We start from the raw sequence: 18973 nt of genomic DNA, 5'->3' as shown, positions 1-18973 counted from the left end.
CCTGACCCCCAACACCGCAAAGGACACACCCATGGGCAACATTCCCCCCGTCGAAGAAGCCGTCGCCCGGCTCGTCACCGACCTGACCTTCGACACCATCCCCGCCGACGCCCTCGCCGGCGCCCGCCGCCTCATGCAGGACCAACTCGCCCTCCAAATCGCAAGCGCCTCACTGCCCTGGAGCCAGGCACTGCTCGCACTCACCCGCGCCGCGCACGTCCCCGGCAAATCACACGTCGCCGCCACCGGCGACCAGATGAGCGCCGCCGACGCCGCCTTCGTCAACGCCTCCTTCGGCCACGGCTTCGAATACGACGACGCCCACCGCGCCAGCTCCTCACACCCCGGCAGCTGCGTCGTCTCCACCGCACTCGCCGTCGGCGAAGAACTCGGCGCCACCATGGCCGAGGTCATCACCGGCATCGTCGCCGGCTACGAGGTCTACACCCGCATCGGCAACCTCGCCGCACCCCAACTCCTCGAACGCGGCTTCCACCCCCACGGACTGCTGTCGAACTTCGGCGCCGCCGCCGTCACCGCCAAGATGCGCGGCTTCGACACCGAGACCACCGTCCACGCCCTCGCCATCGCCCTCAGCCACGCCTCCGGCACCACCGAATACACCTCCTCCGGCGGCTCCATCAAACGCATCCACTCCGGCATCGGCACCCGCAACGGCATCCGCGCCGCCGACATGGCCGCCGCCGGCATCACCGGCCCCACCACCTTCCTCACCGGCGGCAAAGGCTTCTACCGCACCTTCGTCGGCCGCCCCGTCGCCGACGACGCCGCCACCACCTTCGGCCTCGACAAGACCTTCGAGATCACCCGCATCTGGATCAAGCCCTACTGCTGCTGCGGCATCAACCACGCCTACATCGACGGCGCCCGCCAACTCACCACCCGCGCCGCCGACATCGACTCCGTCGTGCTCGGCATCCAGACCGGCGGCGACGTCGTCATCGGCAACAAAAACGCCAACGCCTACGCACCCAAAATCATCGAGCACCTGCAATACAGCCTGCCGTTCCAGTTCTCGCTGTCGTTGCTCGGCAAGGGCAACGGCTTCCGCACTCACAACGAGTACCTGGCCGGGCGGCTCGACCTCGGCCCCGGCAGCGACGTCGCCACCCTCGCCCAGAAGGTCAAGATCGAGGTCACACCCAAACTCGACACCGCCTACCCCGGCCGCTGGGTCGGCGACATCACCGTCACCTACACCGACGGCACCACCGAACACCTGTTCATCGACAACCCCACCGGCACCGCCGAAAACCCGATGCCGCAGGAGGACCTCGACGCGAAATTCCGCGACGTGACCTCGGCATCGCTGGGCACCGAACGCGGCGACACCCTGCTCCACGCCATCCAGCACGGCGACCCCGACCAACCCGCCTCCGACTTCACAGCCCTGCTGAAGGTCTGATCCCCTCCCACCGAGGGTGGGCCCATAGCCAGACGTCACGAGGAAAACTTCCCCAAAAATTACCGCTAGGACACTTCAACACTTCGAGCGAGAGGGACCCGATGAGCGGGACCAAGGATTGGCCGACGCGGACGGGCATGCGCCCGTATCAGCTTGCGACGGTGCTCTTTTGCATGTTCTTGAATATGCTGGACGGCTACGACGTTCTCGTGATGGGTTTTGCGATGCCGCACCTGCCCGAGGGCTTCGCCACCAACCCTCAGAAGGGTTACCTGATCAGCGCGGCACTCGCGGGAATGGCGGTGGGCGCGATCGGCCTCGCGCGTTTCGCAGACGTCTTCGGCCGGCGGTGCGTCCTGCTGGCCGGCCTCGCCACCAACACCCTCGGGTTGGCCGGGTCGGCACTCTCGATCAACTTCGAGACACTCCTCGCCACTCGCTTCGTCACGGGCATCGCGATCGGCACCATCAGCGTCGTCATCATCGTCCTCTGCCAGGAGGCCGCCCCGACCAATCGCCGCAGTGTGGCGGTCGGAATGGTCATGATCGGGTACCCGCTCGGCACGTTGCTGGCCGGCTTCGCCGGTGCCGGGCTCATCGCCCTGGCGGGTGGGGCTTGGCAGGGCATGTTCTGGATCGGCGCCGGGCTGGGGATTGTGTCGTTCATCGTGACCGTCGCTTTCCTCCGCGAATCCCCCGAATTCCTCGCACGCAAGAATGCACCTCGAACAGGTAACCGCGTGGCGGCTGAGCCCGAGGTCCCGACCCGTCTCCTCGGTCGGAATCTGCGAGCGCGCACACTCCTGCTGGTGTTCGGCTACTCGATGCTCACCGCGGGCTACTACTTCGTGAGCACCTGGACGCCGCAGCTCATCAAGGCGACCAGCGGGGACGCGGGCAGTGGCGCCTTGGCAGGCATCATGATCGGCGTCGGTTCGGTTGTTGGAGCATGCCTTTTCGGTGCGTTCGGTCTGCGGTTCCCGGGTGCGCGGATCGCGTTCGCAACCTCCCTTGTGTCCGCTGTGGCGATTGCAGCCTTCGCGGTCACGCTTCAGGGTCCGTTCGCGTTGGCGATGGCCGCGCTGCTCGGCGGTGGCATCTTCGCGGGCCTTTCGGGATACACCTCCACCTCGACTGAGGTGTACCCGGTGCTCGCGCGGGCCAAGGGGTACGGCGCGATGATGGGCATCGGGCGTGCTGGCGCGATCCTCTCGCCCATCGTCGCGGGATACGCGCTCAGCGTGATGACGCCGCGTGCGATGTACCTGGCGGTCATCGTGCCCCTCCTACTCGCAGCCCTCGTGGCAGTCCCCCTCATGCGCGTCACCCGCGCCGTCGAAGCCGACGCATCTCACGTGGATGCCCACCCCCTCGCAGTTGCAGAGTAGGAGGCCGCGCTCAGGTGGCGGTCCTTCGCTGCAGCCAGATCCTGTGAGCCGGCACGGTGTTCGTCGTCGGCGCGTGGGTGCCGGCGACAGACGACAGGCCGGGGCTGGGACCGTCGTCGAGCGGGACCGCACGTTGAGCATGCCAACGCATGGATGGCGGTGTCGCAGCGTGACATTCCGGATACGAGTTCGTCAGGGACGGAACTGCTTTCACTTCGTCGAATATTTCAGCGGAAGATGCTTCGACGAATCCGGATACACACCGCCGAACCGAAAATCCGGCACCACCGGATCCCAGGTGGTCCGGGCGCGGCTCGATCAGCACGCCCGGATCACACGTACTCCTCACCCGATTCCAGCCGGTAGCCACCGAGCATCCCGTTCAGTCTTCTTCAGTCGCAGTGTTCTGGACCACCTCGAACCAGGTGGAGTCCATCGGGCCGGCCTCGAGACCCACGAGCTCTTCACGAGTCGAACGGAAGGCTTCGTCATGATGCCAGGCCGACCAGTCTTCTCTCGATTCCCAGACGCCGACGATGGCGCGCTCGAGTGGCTCGTCGACCCCTTTGAGAAGCTGCGCAGATATCCACCCGGGCTTTTCACGCGCCGCAGTGACCCGCTCATGCATTGCGCGGTCCCATTGGTCGGCTCCCTCCTCGCGAAGCACAACGCGAGTGACGATTGTCATCATCTTGGCTCTCCTTTCCGGCCCTTCTCAGAATGAACCCGTGGGTCGACAAACTCCACGAATGCGGCAGCATGCCGTCGCGACGACGTGAAAGAGGCAGCACCGCGGGATCCCGCAGCGTCGATCAGTGCCGCTGGTCCGCAGGATTGTCGCCGTCCAACACCGTCCCTGCGGCGAGTTGCCGCCGGAGGAGGTTGAGCGCCGCATGCTGGAGGAGGAGTACGGCCTCGACGTTCGTCCCGAGGATGCGTGCCACCTCGACGGCGGGGAGGCGGTGCGCGAGCCGGAGTCGCAGCACCGTCCGGTGGCGGTCGGGGAGGGAGTCCATCAGGGCCGCGGCCCCGGCTGCCTCCTCGTCGTCGAGGGTCACGACAGGCCTTTCTCTCGGATCGCACCACTGTCGCTGACCCGACGTCCCAGGGGGAAGGGACCGGCGTCCCGATCGTCCGGGATCCCGCCGACCCGGGTCCGCCGTCCTGCCCGACGCTTTACGCTGAACGGCATGACCGCTCTTCGCGCGGAGTGGATCAGAATCTGGCGCAACCCGGCAGACACCCTTGCCACCGTGGCGTTCAATGCCGTCCTGATGATCGGGGCCTGGTTCCTGCTGCCCAGGAACTGGTTGTTCGAGTGGACCGGACCGTCGGGTTTCGCGCTGGCCCTCGCCGGCTGGATGTACGCCGACGTCACCGCCACCAACGTTCTGGCACCGGACCGCGAGCGCGTCCTCGCCGCACTCGACGACCGGGACGCGCTGGGTGCGTTACTCGCCGCGAAGGCGGTGGCACTGTGGATGCTGATCGCCCCGATCTGCGCGACCATCGCGATCGTCGTGGGTTTCGCCGAGCAGGACTGGCTGTACACCGCGGTGGTGGTGGTCGCGGTGGCGCTGTGCCCGTTCGGCGCACTCGCCGGGTCGAGTCTGGTCGGGGTGTACTTCCCCTACCACCAGCGGTCCCTGCGGTGGCGGTGGGAGCAACGCGACCGGTGGCGCACGGTCGTCGTCCGGTGGCTGATCCTGCTGGTGGTGCCGTACGGGGTGTTCCCCGCGTTCTCGGTCGCGATCGCCGTCGTCCCGGTGGTGCTGTGGCGGCTCGTGCGACCGGCCGACGTGCACACGCGGATCGGCACCGCGGACTTCGCACTGTGCGTCGCCCTCGCCGTCGTCATCTCCGCGCTGATGTGGGGGGCGGCGCGTCGAATCGCTTTGTCGCGCATACAACGCGACGAACCGTTATCGGCCTACCTGCGCGACCGGGACAGGGGCTGAGCCGGATCCGATGCAGTGTCCTCCACGACGGCGGCGCCGCGCGCCAGGGCCACCGCGGCCAAGATGACGGCGACCAGGGCGATGACGAGGACGGCGGTCACCTTCCGGTCTGCATCCAGGTACTCGCCGAGCACCACGAAACCGAGCAGCGACGCCACGAGGGGTTCCATCACCGTGGTCGCGGGGAGCGACGCCTGCAGCGCTCCAACCTGAAAGGCCGACTGCTGAAGCGTGACCGCGGCGGCTCCCACGACGACGAGGGCGTACAACTCGATCGAGGTGAACAGCGGTCTCGGCCCCTCACCGGCGAGGTGCACCACGCCCTTCGTCAGTACCGCTGCCACACCGAACAACGCACCACCCGCCAGGCCGAGCAGCAGTGCGCGGCGCGACCGGCTGCCCGACCGCGCACCCAGCAGGCACGCGAGGACGAAGGGCAGCCCGATCAGGCAGATCACGATCCAGTGCCGGGTCTCCGCGCGCTCGACGCCCGGTCGTGGGTCGCCGACCACGACGAGGACCGCGATCGCCGCGGTGAGGGCGGAGGCCCACAGCCAGTCGGCGCGGGTGACCGTCCGCCCGGAGAACCGGGCACCCAGCGGCAACGCGAACAGCAGCGACAGCACGAGCAGCGGTTGCACCAGCAGCAGCGACCCCAGGCCCAGGGCGGCCGCCTGCAGCGCGTACCCGCCGATCCCGACGACTGTGCCGACCCACCACACCGGTTGACGCACCAGCGTCGTGATCGGTCCGAGTACGCCGACGTTCTGGTCCGGGATCTGCGCAGCACTGCGGTGACGGACCACCGTCCCGACGGCGATGCACAGCGCGGCACCCACTGCGAACACCACGGCGAGCACGGAGTCGGTCACAGTCATTCACTGTAAGTGCAGAATGTCCGGTTCGCCCGGTGACGTGAGTGCCGATGTGCACCCCCGCACACATCGCCACTCACGTGCGCAGGTGAGTGGGAAAGCGTGCCGGGGCACACGATGCCACTCACGTCAGGAGAGGTGCTTCGGCTGGGGGGTCGCCTTGTGGAATCGGTCCGATCCGACCTCGTCCTGGCTCGCCTCCGGTGGGCATTCGGCGCTGTATTTGCCGGCGTGTTCGACCGAGACGATGACGGACTTCGACGTGGGACAGTTGCTGCCGACGGCCGTGGAATCGAGCGGGACGAGCGGGTTGGTCTCCGGGTAGTAGGCGGCGGCCGAACCCCGGGGCGTGTCGTATTCGACGATCCGGAAATCGTGGGCGCAGCGGACCCGGTCGTCGCCTGCCCAGTGGGTGAAGAGGTCGACCATGTCACCGTCGTCGAATCCGAGGGACGCGATGTCGTCGCGGTGCAGGAAGATCACGCGGCGACCTCCCTCGATTCCGCGGTAGCGGTCGCTGAGCCCGTAGATCGTGGTGTTGAACTGGTCGTGGCTGCGGATCGTCTGCAGGATCACGTGCCCCGGAGGCACCTGCAGCACCTCGATCGGGGACACCGCGAATTCGGCGCGCCCCGAGTGGGTGGGGAACGTGCGGGAATCGCGCGGCGGGTGCGGCAGGACGAACCCGCCCGGCCGGCGGACGTTCACCTCGTAGCCTTCACACCCGGGCACCACCCGCGAGATGTGCAGGCGGATGTTCGCGTAATCGTCCCGCATCTTCTTCCACTCGAGACCGTAGCGGTCGCCGATCGTGGCCTCCGCGATGCGCGTGACGATTCCGACCTCCGAATCGAGGTGCGGGCTGGCCGGTTTCAACGGTCCCCGGGACGCGTGGACCGAGCACGTCGAGTCCTCCACCGAGATGAACTGCGGCCCGCCGGCCTGGACGTCCTGCTCGGTGCGTCCCCGCGTCGGCAGGATCAGGGCGGTGTCACCGCACACGAGATGCGAGCGGTTGATCTTCGTCGAGACGTGGACGGTCATCCGGGTCTTGCGCAGTGCGGCCGCGGTGACGTCGGTGTCCGGGGCGGCCTGGACGAAGTTGCCGCCCAGCCCGAGGAAGAAGTGCGCCTTGCCGTCGCGCATCGCGCGGATGGAATCGACGGTGTCGTAGCCGTTCTCGCGAGGCGGATCGAAGTCGAACTCCTTCGCAAGCGCGTCCAGGAAGTGTCGCGGCGGACGCTCCCAGATCCCCATCGTGCGGTCGCCCTGCACGTTCGAGTGCCCGCGCACCGGCAGCAGCCCGGCACCGGGTTTGCCGATGTTTCCCTGGGCGAGAGCGATATTGGTGACTTCCTTGATGATCGCCACCGAGTTGTGGTGCTGGGTGAGGCCCATCGCCCAGCAGAAGACGGTGGCGTCGGAGTCCCGCAGGAGCCGGGCCGCGTCGGTGATCTGCTCCCGCGACAGCCCGGTCGTGCGGGTGACGACGTCCCAGTCGATGTCGGTAACGTGCTGCTTCCACAGCTCGAACCCGATCGTGTGCTGTTCGATGAACTCGTGGTCGAGGGCATCCCATTCGACGAGCAATGAGCCGAACGCCTGGAGCAGCGCGAGATCGCCGTTGAGTGCGATGGGCAGATGCATGTCGGACAGGTCGGTACCGGGACCCACCATCCCGCGGGGCGTCTGCGGATTCTTGAAGTTGACCAGGCCCGCCTCACGGAGCGGGTTGATCGAGAGGATCTTCGCGCCGTTCTGCTTGGCCTTCTCCAGCGCCGACAGCATCCGCGGATGGTTGGTCCCCGGATTCTGGCCCTGCAGGACAATGAGTTTCGCCTGATAGACGTCGTCCATCGTGACGCTGGCCTTTCCGATGCCGATCGACTCCTGCAGCGCGATGCTGGTCGATTCGTGGCACATGTTGGAACAGTCGGGCAGATTGTTCGTCCCGAACGCACGGACGAACAGCTGGTACGCGAACGCGGCCTCGTTGGACGCCCGGCCGGACATGTAGAAGATCGCCTCGTCCGGACGGTCCAGGGCGTTCAGCTGATTGCCGATCAGGGCGAATGCCTCGTCCCATTCGATGGGTTCGTAGTGCGTACCGCCGGGCCGCTTCACCATCGGATGCGTGATCCGGCCCTGCTGCCCCAGCCAGTGCTCGCTGTGGCAGTCGAGTTCGGCGATACTGTGGCGGGCGAAGAATTCGGGTGTTGCGCGGTCGCGGGTGGCTTCTTCCGCCACCGCCTTGGCGCCGTTCTCACAGAACTCCGCGGCGTGGCGGTGACCCGGGTCGGGATCGGGCCACGCGCAGCTCATGCAATCGAACCCCTCGGCCTGGTTCAACTGCAGCAACGTCTCGGCCGTACGAACCACGCCCATGTGCTCGAGCGCGCGCTTCATCGACACCGCGACAGCGGTCGGACCGGCCGCGTGGTCCTTCGGCGGCCCGACCTCGAGATCGGCCTCGTCGTAATCGCGTTCCTCGTCCTTGTGTCGCATCGTTCAGCCTTTCGTCAGGACGACCTCCCCACCAGCCGACCGAGATAGTCGATGACGTCGTCGGTCGCGGTGGCCGCGGCGGTGAGCGCGACGTAACCGTCGGGGCGCACCACCACCAGCGTGCCACCGTGTGCCCCGTATGCGCTGCGTGCCAAACCGCGGTCGTCGACCACGTCCACGCCGGGACCGCGGGAATCGCCCACTACCACGTACTTCACGTCGTCGGGCGCGTCTTCGGCCAGGGTCTGCATGGTGTGCCGGGATCCGCCACCGAACCCGAGAATCGTGAAGTGTGTGCCCCGGAAGACGTCGAACAGTCGCAGCGGCGTGCCGTCCGGGCTCAGGCACGGCGCGTCGGGTGCCCGGTCTCCCGCGCGCACACCTGTCGTCACGTCCCCGTCCCGAGACAGTGAACTCCACGGGTAGCCCAGACCGAGTTGCTGACCGTCTTCGGTCACCGCGCCCGCAAACCCCTCGGAGTCCTCGCGTCCGAGGTTCGCGGCCACCTTCTGCAGCCCCGCACTGCTCACCCCGAGCGTCCAGCGCGCGAGCGGCAACCGTTCCTCCTCGTACGTGTCGAGGAGCGACGGGTCCGCGGAGCCGGCCAGGACGAGAGCGAGTTTCCACCCCAGGTTGTAGGCGTCCTGGATTCCCGTGTTCATCCCGAGCCCACCGGCAGGCGGATGAACGTGGGCCGCGTCCCCGGCCAGGAACACCCGACCGTCGCGGAAGCGGTCCACCATCCGCACGTTCACATGCCAGGTGGACAGCCACGTCGGGTCGGACAATCGCACGCCCGGGCCGCAGGCGATGTCGTCGAGAACGCGCTGGAAGTACTCGAGCGACGGTTCGGGCAGGTTGCCCTCCTCGTCGAAGTCCGCGAACGGCACTCCCTGGAACTGCCAGGAGTTGATTCCGCGGAACGGGCACAGTGCGACGAACCCCTGCTCGGGGTGCGTCCACTGGTACCAGTGATCGGGGACCAGGCCTTCGACGGACACGTCGCCGAGGAGCATGCCCTCGATGCCGCCCGTTCCCTCGAACGACACCCCGAGCGCCTTGCGCACCGTGCTGCGCCCGCCGTCGCAGCCGACGAGGTAGCGCGCCATGACTGTCCCGCCACCGGCGAGTCGTACGGTCACCTTGTCGGTGGTCTGCTCGAACCCCACCACCTCGACACCGCGCTCCACGTCGATCCCGAACTCCGACAGCCTTTCTCGCAGGATCCGCTCGGTCCGCCACTGCGGGATCATCAGCCCGCCGTCGTAGGGCCGATCGGGGGTGGGACTCAGGTCCGCGTGCGGGTCGCTGTCGCGCACCACCTGGCCGCGCACCGCGACCCGGCTGGGCAGATGCCGGAACCCGGCTTCGACGATTTCGTCGACGATGCCGAGATCGTCCATCACCTCCTGGCTGCGCGCGGTCAATCCTTTTCCCCGCGAACCCGCGAACGGCTCGGGCGACCTGTCGAGGATCCGCACCTCGACGCCACGTCGCGCGAGTTCCAGCGCGAGCGTGAGCCCGGTCGGACCGGCACCGGCCACCACTGCCTCGGTAGGGCTCATGGCGTCATCGTATTCGCGACGGCACCGATCCGGCGGGAAAGTCGCTGCACAATCGTCGACGAAGGACCCCCGCGCGCAGTAATCCTCTCGCTCAGAAGTTTCCGCGGGCGGCCTGTTCGCGTTCGATGGCTTCGAAGAGGGCTTTGAAGTTGCCGATGCCGAAGCCGAGGGAGCCGTGGCGTTCGATGAGTTCGAAGAACACGGTGGGGCGGTCGACGAGGGGTTTGGTGAAGATCTGCAGCAGGTAGCCGTCCTCGTCGCGGTCGACGAGGATGCCGCGTTTCTGCAGTTCGGCGATCGGGGCGCGGACGTTGCCGATCCGGGCCCGCAGTTCGGGGTCCTCGTAGTAGGAGTCGGGGGTGGCCAGGAATTCGACGCCCTCGGCGGTGAGCTGGTCGACGGCGGTGAGGATGTCGTTGGTGGCCAGGGCCAGGTGCTGGGCGCCGGGGCCCTGGTAGAAGTCGAGGTATTCGTCGATCTGCGACCGCTTCTTCGCGATGGCGGGTTCGTTGAGGGGGAACTTGACCCGGTGGTTGCCGTTGGAGACGACCTTGCTCATCAGCGCGGAGTAGTCGGTGGCGATGTCCTCGCCGACGAACTCGGCCATGTTCGTAAAGCCCATGACCCGGTTGTAGAAGTCGACCCAGTGGTCCATCTTGCCGAGTTCGACGTTGCCGACGACGTGGTCGAGGGCCTGGAACAGGCGCTTGGGGGCCCCGTCGCGTTTGGTGTGGCCGGAGGTGCGGGCGGTGTAGCCGGGCAGGTAGGGGCCGGTGTAGTTGGTGCGGTCGACGAGGGTGTGGCGGGTGTCGCCGTAGGTGGCGATCGCGGCGAGGCGGACGGTGCCGTGCTCGTCGGTCACCTCGTGCGGTTCGTCGAGGACGGTGGCGCCCTGGGCGCGGGCGTGGGCGATGCACTTGTCGACGTCGGGGACGGCGAGGGCGATGTCGACGACGCCGTCGCCGTGGGTGCGGTGGTGCTCGATCAGCGGGCTGGCCGGGTCGACGGCGCCCTTGATGACGAAGCGGACGGCCCCGGATTCGAGGACGAAGCTGTGGTGGTCGCGGTTGCCGGTGGTGGGTCCGGAGTAGGCGACGAGGGTCATCCCGAACGCGGACTGGAAGTAGTGGGCGGTCTGGGTGGCGTTGCCGACCACCCAGACGACGGCGTCCCAGCCGCTGACCGGGAACGGGTCGCGGGTGCCGTCGTATTCGACCAGCCCGACCAGCTGCTCGAGCTGGCCGAGGTCGAGACCTGCCAGGCGTTCCTTGTCGGTGAGAGTCTGCTCGATCGTCATCGCTGTCTTCCTGGTTCGAGGGACGGGGGCGTGGCCTGTTGCCTGGGTCACTACGAAAACCCACACCGTTCACATAGGCAACCGAGCCAGCAGAAGCTAGCCGAAGTGCCACCTTCGGCGGCTCCGGTACCAGTTTTCTTATACAGTCGGACTAGTTGAATCCGTTCGGAAAGGTCTGGCCATGAAGGACGCAGTGCAGTTGGACGAGCTCGACTTCGCCCTTCTCGACGCCATGCACGACGACCCGAAGGCCGGCGTGCTGGAGCTGTCGCGCCGGATCAAGGTCGCGCGGGCCACCGTCCAGGCGCGGGTGCGCAAACTCGAGGAGTCGGGCGTGATCGCCGGGTACGAGCCGCGACTCGACATCGCGGCCGCGGGGTTCGACGTGCAGGCGTTCGTCACGCTGGAGACGGCGCAGGGCGCACTCGACTCCGTGACGTCGGAGCTGGAGTCGATTCCCGGCGTGCTCGAGGCCTTCGCGACCACCGGTTCCGGCGACATCCTGTGCCGCATCGCGGCCGGCTCCCACCTGGGGCTGCAGCAGACGCTGATCGATCTGAACAAGTCGAGTGTCGTCGCCCGGTCCACCAGCGTGATGGTGCTGTCGGTGATCGTCCCGTACCGGTCGATGCCCCTCCTGCGGACCCTCGACCGGCCGCGCTCGGCGAAGGCCCCGGCCTATCGCACAGCCCCCACGGAACCGGATTAGCAACGCGATCATCTGTTCTGATGCACAAACTGAATAGAAAATCCTGGAACTTCTTTCTCGGTGATGTTCATCGTGGCTATGTGCTGCCCGGCCGGTTGCGGCGCACGAGTGGCGGCCGACACAGTGATCGCCGTAACAGCGCGGGCACCGGCCGGGAACACGGCCGGGTCGCCCCGAGCCCCGGCAGTCGAGAAACCGAGAGAAGCCATGAAGAATCTGCTCACCCGATTCGAAGAGAAGGCCCCCGAGATCGTCTTCGAGTGGCACGACACGGAGACCTCCGCACGCGGATGGACGGTGATCAACTCGCTGCGTGGCGGCGCTGCCGGCGGCGGAACCCGGATGCGTCGCGGTCTCGATCGGCGCGAGGTGGAATCGCTCGCGAAGACCATGGAGGTCAAGTTCACCGTCTCCGGTCCGGCCATCGGCGGCGCTAAGTCGGGCATCGATTTCGATCCGACCGACCCGCGCAAGGACGAGGTGCTGCGGCGCTGGTTCAAGGCCGTGACCCCGCTCCTCAAGGCGTACTACGGCACCGGCGGCGACCTGAACGTCGACGAGATGGCCGAGGTCGTGCCGATCACCGAGAGCTACGGCCTGTGGCACCCGCAGGAGGGCGTCGTCAACGGACACTTCGCGGCCAGCGACCGTGAGCGGGTGCAGCGGGTGGGACAGCTGCGTCTGGGTGTCGCGAAGGTCGTTGAGGATGCACGGTTCACTCCCGATCCGCAGGCGAAGTACACGGTGTCGGACCTGATCACCGGCTGGGGAGTCGCCGAATCGGTGCGGCACTACTACCGGGTCTACGGCGGCGAACTGGCCGGCAAGCGGGTGATCATGCAGGGCTGGGGCAACGTCGGCGCCGCCGCCGCGTACTACCTGGCGCAGTCGGGTGCCCGGATCGTCGGAATCCTCGACCGCAATGGTGGGCTGACGAACACCGACGGCTACGACTTCGAGCAGATCCGCGCACTGTTCCTGGCCAAGGAGGGCAACGAACTGCGCGCAGCGGGCATGGTGCCGTTCGAGGAGATCAACGAGACGATCTGGAGTTCCGGCGCCGAGATCTTCCTCCCCTGCGCCGCATCACGTCTCGTGACACGCGACCAGGTGGACCGGCTGATCGCGGGCGGCCTCGAGGTGGTGGCGAGCGGCGCCAACGTGCCGTTCGCGGACGACGAGATCTTCTACGGCCCCACTTACGAGTACGCCGACAAGAGCGTCGCCGTCGTCCCCGACTTCATCGCCAACTGCGGTATGGCCCGGGCGTTCGCGCTGCTGATGGAAGGCGACATCGAGGTGTCGGACGAGGCGATCTTCGGTGACGTGTCCGCTACCGTCGCGACTGCCCTCGAGCGTTGCTTCGCGCGTTCGTCGCAGCCGACCGGAATCGCCGGTACCGCGTTCGAGATCGCACTCGATCAGCTCGTCTGACGGCACGGGAGACTCCATGAACACAGTTCACGACCCACCGGCACCCACCAAGGGCCTTCAGCAGGCGATGAAACCGCGGCAGCTGGTGATGATGAGCCTGGGCGGCGCGATCGGCGCCGGACTGTTCGTCGGCTCCGGTGCGGGCATCGCCGTCGCCGGGCCCGCCGTGCTCGTGTCCTTCCTCATCGCCGGATTCCTCGTCGTCCTCGTGATGCGGATGATGGGCGAGATGGTGGCGGCCGACCCGGACAGCGGCGCGTTCTCCGTCCACGCCGAGAACGCGATGGGCCCGGTCGCCGGCCGGACGATCGGCTGGCTGTACTGGGTGCAGGTCGTCATCGTGGTGGCCGCGGAAGCGACCGCGGCGGCGGCGATCACCGCCGCCTCCATACCCGCAGTGCCGCAATGGGTGGCGGCCCTGGCGTACATGAGTGTGCTGACCGCCGTGAACCTGGCGGGTGTCTCCCGTTTCGGTGAGTTCGAATTCTGGTTCGCCGCACTGAAGATCGTGGCGATCGTCGCGTTCCTGGCGGTCGGTTCCGCGATGATCCTCGGCTGGATTCCCACCTTCGACGCGCCGGGCCTGTCGAACCTCACCGGCCACGGCGGGTTCGCCCCCAACGGTGTCACCGGCATCGCGGCCGGCCTGCTGATCGTGGTCTTCGCGTTCGGCGGCACCGAGGTGATGGCCATCGCGGCCGCCGAGACGTCGGACCCGCGGCGCAACGTGAGCCGGGCGGTGCGGTCCATCGTGTGGCGGATCCTGGTGTTCTACGTCGGTTCCGTCCTGATCATGGTGACGGTGCTGCCTTGGACCGCCGACGAACTCGCGACGGGACCGTTCGTCGCGGTCCTGAACGCCGCGCACGTTCCCGGCGCCGGTGCCGTGATGACCGTCGTCGTGGTCATCGCACTGCTGTCGTCGCTGAACGCCATGCTGTTCAGTGGTTCCCGGATGATCTACTCGCTGTCCGAGCGTGGGGCGGCGGCGAAGGTGTTCGGCCGGGTGTCGGGCAACGGCGTTCCCCGCGTGGCGGTGCTGGCGTCGGTGACGTTCGGGTTCGTCACCGTCGTCCTCAACTATCTGGCCCCGGATCGTGTTCTCCCGCTGCTGCTCAACGCGGTCGGCTCGACGATCCTGGTGCTGTGGACGTTCGTCACCGTCTCGCAGATCGTGTTGCGGCGGCGCGCCGAGAAGGCGGGTCGCACGGATCTGCCGCTGAAGATGTGGGGCTTCCCGTATCTGTCGTATGTCGCTCTCGCGCTGCTGGCCGCGGTCGCGGTGCTGGCGTTGTTCGACGACGCGGCGCGCAACCAGCTGTTCGCGACGCTCACGTTCACGTGTGCGATCACACTGGCCTGCTGGGTGCTCGGACGCCGGCAACGCGGTGCGGCCGCCGACACCGCACCGGAGAAGACGCCCGAGACCGTCGGCTGAGACGACACCGCGGTCTCACGGATGTCGAGGGGTCATCCGTGAGGCCGCGACAGTCTCCCGCTCAGCGGACACATTCCGCTCGCCGAACGTTCCCGCGGCCTACCGTCGACCGCACAGAACGAAGGGCCGGGAATGACCACACATCCAGACGTTTTCGCTCCGGCCACGCTGGGCCCCGTCACGTTACGCAATCGGATCGTCAAGTCGGCCACGTTCGAGGGCCGCACCCCCGACGCGCTGGTCACCGACGAACTGATCGAGTTCCACCGCCGGCCCGCGGCGGGTGGGGTCGGGATGTCGACGGTGGCCTACTGCGCCGTGGCGCCGGAGGGTCGCACCGAACGCGGGCAGTTGTGGATGCGCCCGGACGCCGTGCCCGGGCTGCGCAGACTCACCGACGCCATCCACGCCGAGGGTGCGGCCGCGAGCGCCCAGCTCGGGCACGCCGGACCCGTCGCAAACGAGAAGTCCACCGGACTGCCGGCGCTCGCACCGTCGCGGTCGTTCAACCCGCTCAGCATGCGGATGATCCGCAGCGCCACCACCGCCGACATCGCCAGGATCACCGCCGCCCACGGCACCGCGGCACGGCTCGCGGTCGATTCCGGCTTCGACGCCGTCGAGATCCATTTCGGCCACAACTACTTCGCCAGTGCGTTTCTCAGCCCGAAGCTGAACCGCCGCAACGATTCCTACGGCGGATCACTGGAGAACCGGGCCCGGGTGGTGCGGGACGTCGCCCGGACCGTGCGCGACGCCGTCGGCGGCCGGGTCGCGATCCTCGCCAAACTCAACATGGACGACGGTGTACCCGGCGGCTTCTGGCTCGACGAGGCCATCCGGGTGGCCAGGCTGCTCGAGCACGACGGCAGCGTCGATGCCCTCGAACTCACCATGGGGAGTTCGCTTCTCAACCCGATGTATCTGTTCAAGGGCGACGCACCGGTGCGCGAGTTCGCGGCCGCCATGCCACAGCCGGTCCGGCTCGGCGTCCAATTGGCCGGGAAGTCGATGATCCGCGCCTACCCGTACCGCGACCTGTTCATGCTCGAGCACGCACGCCAGATCCGCGCGGCGGTGACGTTGCCGCTCGTCCTGCTCGGCGGGGTCACCGACCGGGCGGGCATGGACACCGCCATGGCCGAGGGCTTCGAATTCGTCGCCATGGCCCGGGCGCTGCTGCGCGAACCCGACCTCGTGAACCGCATCCGGGCCGAGTCCCGCACCGAGTCGTTGTGCATCCACTGCAACAAGTGCATGCCCACCATCTTCAGCGGGGCGCGCTGCGTGCTCGTCGAGTGATTCGCCGCATGGTCGGTTTGCTCACACGTGGAGCGCGATGAGGGATCCGATGCCGACGACGGCGCCGAAGATCAGTGGGATGCAGATGATGTCGATGAAGATCCCGGTGCCGATCATCTTGATCATCGGCACGTACCCCGATCCGTAGACGATGGCGTTCGGTGGTGTCGAGACCGGGAGCATGGCTCCGGCGTTCGCGCCGAACACGCCGGCCATGGCCGGGATGATCGGGTCGACGCCGATGGCCAGGGCGATCGGGATGATGATCGGGACGACGATGCCGACGCTGGCTGTGTTGCTGGTGGTTTCGGAGATGACCAGCCCCATGACGATGGCGATCAGGGCGAGCACCCAGGAACTCTGCACACCCGTGGCCCGGGCGATGGTCGTGCCGAGGGTTTCGGCCAGGCCGGTCGCGTTCATCATGGTGCCGATGGTCAGGCCTGCGCCGACGAGGAGAACCGTGCCCCAGTCGATCTTGGCGGCCTCGGTCCACGTGAGGGTGGATTCACCGCTCCCGTTTCCGCGGGGCAGAAAGAACAACAGGCCGGCTGTGAGAACCACGACCGATCCCTCGTTGAGGTGGTCGGTGAAGGCGGTGACGATCGGGCTGGTGATATCGAAAGTGGTGACCAGAGAGGGCAACACCCACAGGACGACCGTGACGAGGAAGATCACCAGAACGTTGCGTTCGCCGCGGTTCATGGGGCCGAGATCTGCGTAGTGGGCGCGGAAGTAGTCCTGCCCACCTCGGATGTGCTTCACCTCGGGTCGGTTGACGAGGATCAGCGCCACCCACATGACCGCACCCATCACGAGGAGGTACGGGGCCGACATGGAGATCCAGTCGAACAGTTCGACCTTGTAGCCGGTCATTCGCTCGATCGTGCCGCGGCCGATGACATTGGCGATGCCGGTGATCGGGGTGAGGACCGACCCGATGCTCGCGCCGTAGGCGATGGAAAGCATCAACAGGCAGGAGAACTTGGTGCGGTTGGTCTTGATGCCCGGGTTCTGCTCCTGAATGAGGTCGCCGATCGTCTTGACCACGCCGATACCGATGGGAAGCAGCATCGCGGCGGTGGCGGACGACGACACGAACATCGAGAGGATGCAGGCCACGACACCGAACGCCGCCGCGGTGCGGTACGTGCTGTTGCCGATACCCGGGAACGAGAGCACCTTGAGGGCGAATCGTCGGTCCAGTCCGTGCACCGTCATTGCGCGAGCCAGAATGAAGGCACCGATCACCAGGAACACGGTCGCAGACCCGAAGGATCCGTACACCTCCTGGGGCGTACCGACGCCGAGGACGACGAGTAGGGCGATGCCGATCAGCGCCGTCACCGGGATCGGGACGGGTTCCGTGATCCACAGCAGGACCACGACGGTGAGGACCGCGAGCATGGCCTGCTGGGGATTCGGCATGTCGATCGGCAACACGAGGATGCCGATGAGCAGGGGCAGCGCGGCGATCAGTCCGAACCGTCCCCGGATGTAGTCGAAGCGTTCCTCTCCTGCGAGTTCCGGTGGCTGCTCCGTCATTGTGGTCAATGTGCTCATGACGCGGTCCCTGCAAGCTGAGGAATGGAGGGCAGGTCTTCTTCCGCTACGGCGCGGTTGTGCCATCCGCGAACAGCGCTCGCAGCGATATCCTTCGCCTCGCCGAGGTAGTCGTCGGCGGTAACGAGTTGTGCGGGCAGCAGTTCGGCGACTCCGGCCTCCGCCGCGACCTCGCGCAGGGTGTCGGCGAGCACGCGATGCGTGGTCCGGGCGCGGGTGGCGGCCGTGTAGAGCAGATCGTGGGCGCGTTCGCGGCCCATCGCTTCGGCGAGCTGGATCATCTGCGCCTCGGCCATGACCAATCCGCCGTCCAGGTCGAGGTTCGCACGCATCCTGTCGGCGTCGACCCGCATGCCCCGGACGATGACCAGCGCTTCGGACAGTGCGCTGCCGGCGAGGACCCCGAGCTGCGGGATCACCTGCCACTCGATCTGCCACTCGCCGGCGCTGCGTTCGTGGCCCGCTTCCTGGATGCGGCTCAGCGACGACAGCAGCGCTCCGGCGGTCTGGGACAGTCCGATGATCGCCTCGGAGGAGATCGGATTGACCTTCTGCGGCATCGTCGACGACGCACCGCGGTGGCTGTTGTAGGGCTCGAAGACCTCGCCGATCTCCGTGCGGGAGAGGTCGACGATGTTGCGGGCGAGCTTCGCGCACGTCGCCGCGACAGTTGCGCAGAGCCAGCCGTATTCGGCGATACCGTCACGGTCGACGTGCCACGGGATGTCGGTGTCGTGCAGGCCGAGCAGCTCGGCGACGCGGGTCCGGACGTCCGCGGACTTCGCCCCGAGCGCTGCGGACGTGCCACCGGCCCCGAACAGGGAGATCACGGCGATGCGCGGCACCGCCTGCTGGAGACGCTCGCGGTGGCGGGTGAACTGACCCAGCAGCGTCGCGAGCGTGGCGCCGAACGTGGTCGGCACCGCCTGCTGGGCGTGGGTCCGGCCGGGCATCACGGTGCCGGCGTGGGCTTCCACCTGGACCGCGAGCGCATCGCCGAGTTCGCCGAGCTGCCGGTCGAGCGCGGCCAGCGATCGAGCGAGCTGCAGGGCGAGCCCGGTATCCATGATGTCCTGCGTGGTCGCACCGTAGTGCACGCGACCGTTCGGTCCCTCCGGCAGCGCCCCGGAGATCTGCCGCACCAGCCCGAGGATCGGGTAGCCGACGTTCTTCGACGTCTCCCACAGGGAATCGCGGTCGATGTTGTCGATCCGAGCCGCTGCCGCGATCGCCGCAGCGTCGTCCGCCGAGATGACCGCGTGCTCACCCTGCGCGATGGCGAGGGCCCGCTCGGTGGCCAGCCAGCTCTCGATGCAGCTGTCGGCGGAAAAGACGTCGAGTTGCGTCTCGTCCCCTGCCAGGTGAGTGAGGAGGGAGAACGGGTTTCTTGACTGAATGGACACGAAGGGCCTTTCGCTCACGTAGTGGATCACCCACATCTGCGACTGTGACTCACGCCATGTGGAATCGGTTCCACAACACTGTGGCGCAAGCCACTGGTTTCTGTCAAGAG

At 67.3% G+C, this 18973-nt stretch carries 15 protein-coding genes; 7 read left to right on the top strand and 8 right to left on the bottom strand.

Annotation, left to right across the window (positions count from 1 at the left end):
• Positions 1 to 31: 31 nt before the first annotated feature.
• Together OYT95_RS22495 and OYT95_RS22490 are read left to right on the top strand one after the other, a co-directional pair.
• Positions 32 to 1426, top strand: coding sequence for an MmgE/PrpD family protein (locus tag OYT95_RS22495; protein ID WP_268789119.1), 1395 nt, complete (start codon positions 32 to 34; stop codon positions 1424 to 1426).
• A 173-nt stretch (positions 1427 to 1599) separates the two neighbouring features.
• Positions 1600 to 2814, top strand: coding sequence for an MFS transporter (locus OYT95_RS22490; protein WP_268789118.1), 1215 nt, complete (start codon positions 1600 to 1602; stop codon positions 2812 to 2814).
• 382 nt (positions 2815 to 3196) lie between these two features.
• Here the strand turns inward: OYT95_RS22490 and OYT95_RS22485 are convergent, their stop codons facing one another.
• Positions 3197 to 3505, bottom strand: a complete 309-nt coding sequence (locus tag OYT95_RS22485) for an antibiotic biosynthesis monooxygenase family protein (protein WP_037230022.1) — start codon at positions 3503 to 3505, stop codon at positions 3197 to 3199.
• Positions 3506 to 3626: 121 nt separating this feature from the next.
• Positions 3627 to 3872 carry a sigma factor-like helix-turn-helix DNA-binding protein gene (locus tag OYT95_RS22480; protein ID WP_268789117.1) on the bottom strand — a complete coding sequence of 82 codons (246 nt, stop codon included), beginning with the start codon at positions 3870 to 3872 and terminating at the stop codon, positions 3627 to 3629.
• Positions 3873 to 4004: 132 nt separating this feature from the next.
• Between OYT95_RS22480 and OYT95_RS22475 the strand changes: the two genes are divergently transcribed.
• Positions 4005 to 4772 carry a hypothetical protein gene (locus OYT95_RS22475; RefSeq protein ID WP_268789116.1) on the top strand — a complete coding sequence of 256 codons (768 nt, stop codon included), beginning with the start codon at positions 4005 to 4007 and terminating at the stop codon, positions 4770 to 4772.
• On the opposite strand, the gene OYT95_RS22470 is transcribed toward OYT95_RS22475, so the two are convergent.
• The 4 genes from OYT95_RS22470 to hppD form a co-directional block, all read right to left on the bottom strand.
• Positions 4745 to 5650, bottom strand: coding sequence for a DMT family transporter (locus tag OYT95_RS22470; protein ID WP_268789115.1), 906 nt, complete (start codon positions 5648 to 5650; stop codon positions 4745 to 4747). The two genes, OYT95_RS22475 and OYT95_RS22470, sit on opposite strands and share 28 nt — an antisense overlap.
• A 126-nt stretch (positions 5651 to 5776) precedes the next feature.
• A complete protein-coding gene (locus OYT95_RS22465) occupies positions 5777 to 8152 on the bottom strand; it encodes an FdhF/YdeP family oxidoreductase (RefSeq protein ID WP_268789114.1) in 2376 nt (791 codons plus the stop codon).
• A 14-nt stretch (positions 8153 to 8166) separates the two neighbouring features.
• Positions 8167 to 9717 (bottom strand): FAD-dependent oxidoreductase, encoded by a 1551-nt coding sequence (locus tag OYT95_RS22460; RefSeq protein WP_268789113.1) that lies wholly within the window; start codon positions 9715 to 9717, stop codon positions 8167 to 8169.
• Between the two features lie 91 nt (positions 9718 to 9808).
• Complete coding sequence (gene hppD, locus OYT95_RS22455; protein WP_268789112.1) at positions 9809 to 11014, bottom strand: 4-hydroxyphenylpyruvate dioxygenase; 1206 nt, start codon at positions 11012 to 11014, stop codon at positions 9809 to 9811.
• Between the two features lie 181 nt (positions 11015 to 11195).
• Here hppD and OYT95_RS22450 point away from each other — a divergent pair, with 181 nt between their 5' ends.
• The 4 genes from OYT95_RS22450 to OYT95_RS22435 all read left to right on the top strand — a co-directional run bounded on the left by OYT95_RS22450 (position 11196) and on the right by OYT95_RS22435 (position 15897).
• Positions 11196 to 11723, top strand: a complete 528-nt coding sequence (locus OYT95_RS22450; RefSeq protein WP_009475814.1) for an Lrp/AsnC family transcriptional regulator — start codon at positions 11196 to 11198, stop codon at positions 11721 to 11723.
• A 207-nt stretch (positions 11724 to 11930) separates the two neighbouring features.
• Complete coding sequence (locus tag OYT95_RS22445; RefSeq protein WP_009475816.1) at positions 11931 to 13157, top strand: Glu/Leu/Phe/Val dehydrogenase dimerization domain-containing protein; 1227 nt, start codon at positions 11931 to 11933, stop codon at positions 13155 to 13157.
• 16 nt (positions 13158 to 13173) lie between these two features.
• Positions 13174 to 14595 carry an amino acid permease gene (locus OYT95_RS22440; protein ID WP_268789111.1) on the top strand — a complete coding sequence of 474 codons (1422 nt, stop codon included), beginning with the start codon at positions 13174 to 13176 and terminating at the stop codon, positions 14593 to 14595.
• A gap of 132 nt (positions 14596 to 14727) precedes the next feature.
• Positions 14728 to 15897, top strand: a complete 1170-nt coding sequence (locus OYT95_RS22435) for an NADH:flavin oxidoreductase (RefSeq protein WP_268789110.1) — start codon at positions 14728 to 14730, stop codon at positions 15895 to 15897.
• Between the two features lie 21 nt (positions 15898 to 15918).
• Here the strand turns inward: OYT95_RS22435 and OYT95_RS22430 are convergent, their stop codons facing one another.
• Together OYT95_RS22430 and OYT95_RS22425 are read right to left on the bottom strand one after the other, a co-directional pair.
• Positions 15919 to 17460 (bottom strand): SLC13 family permease, encoded by a 1542-nt coding sequence (locus OYT95_RS22430; protein WP_268789109.1) that lies wholly within the window; start codon positions 17458 to 17460, stop codon positions 15919 to 15921.
• Positions 17457 to 18863, bottom strand: a complete 1407-nt coding sequence (locus tag OYT95_RS22425) for a class-II fumarase/aspartase family protein (RefSeq protein WP_268789108.1) — start codon at positions 18861 to 18863, stop codon at positions 17457 to 17459. Before OYT95_RS22425 ends, OYT95_RS22430 begins: the two co-directional genes overlap by 4 nt.
• Between the last annotated feature and the right edge of the window lie 110 nt (positions 18864 to 18973).

Origin of the sequence: Rhodococcus sp. JS3073, assembly GCF_026810085.1 — a bacterium.
GTDB classification, from domain to species: domain Bacteria; phylum Actinomycetota; class Actinomycetes; order Mycobacteriales; family Mycobacteriaceae; genus Rhodococcus_F; species Rhodococcus_F wratislaviensis.
This window is presented reverse-complemented; position numbering and strand designations above follow the sequence as displayed.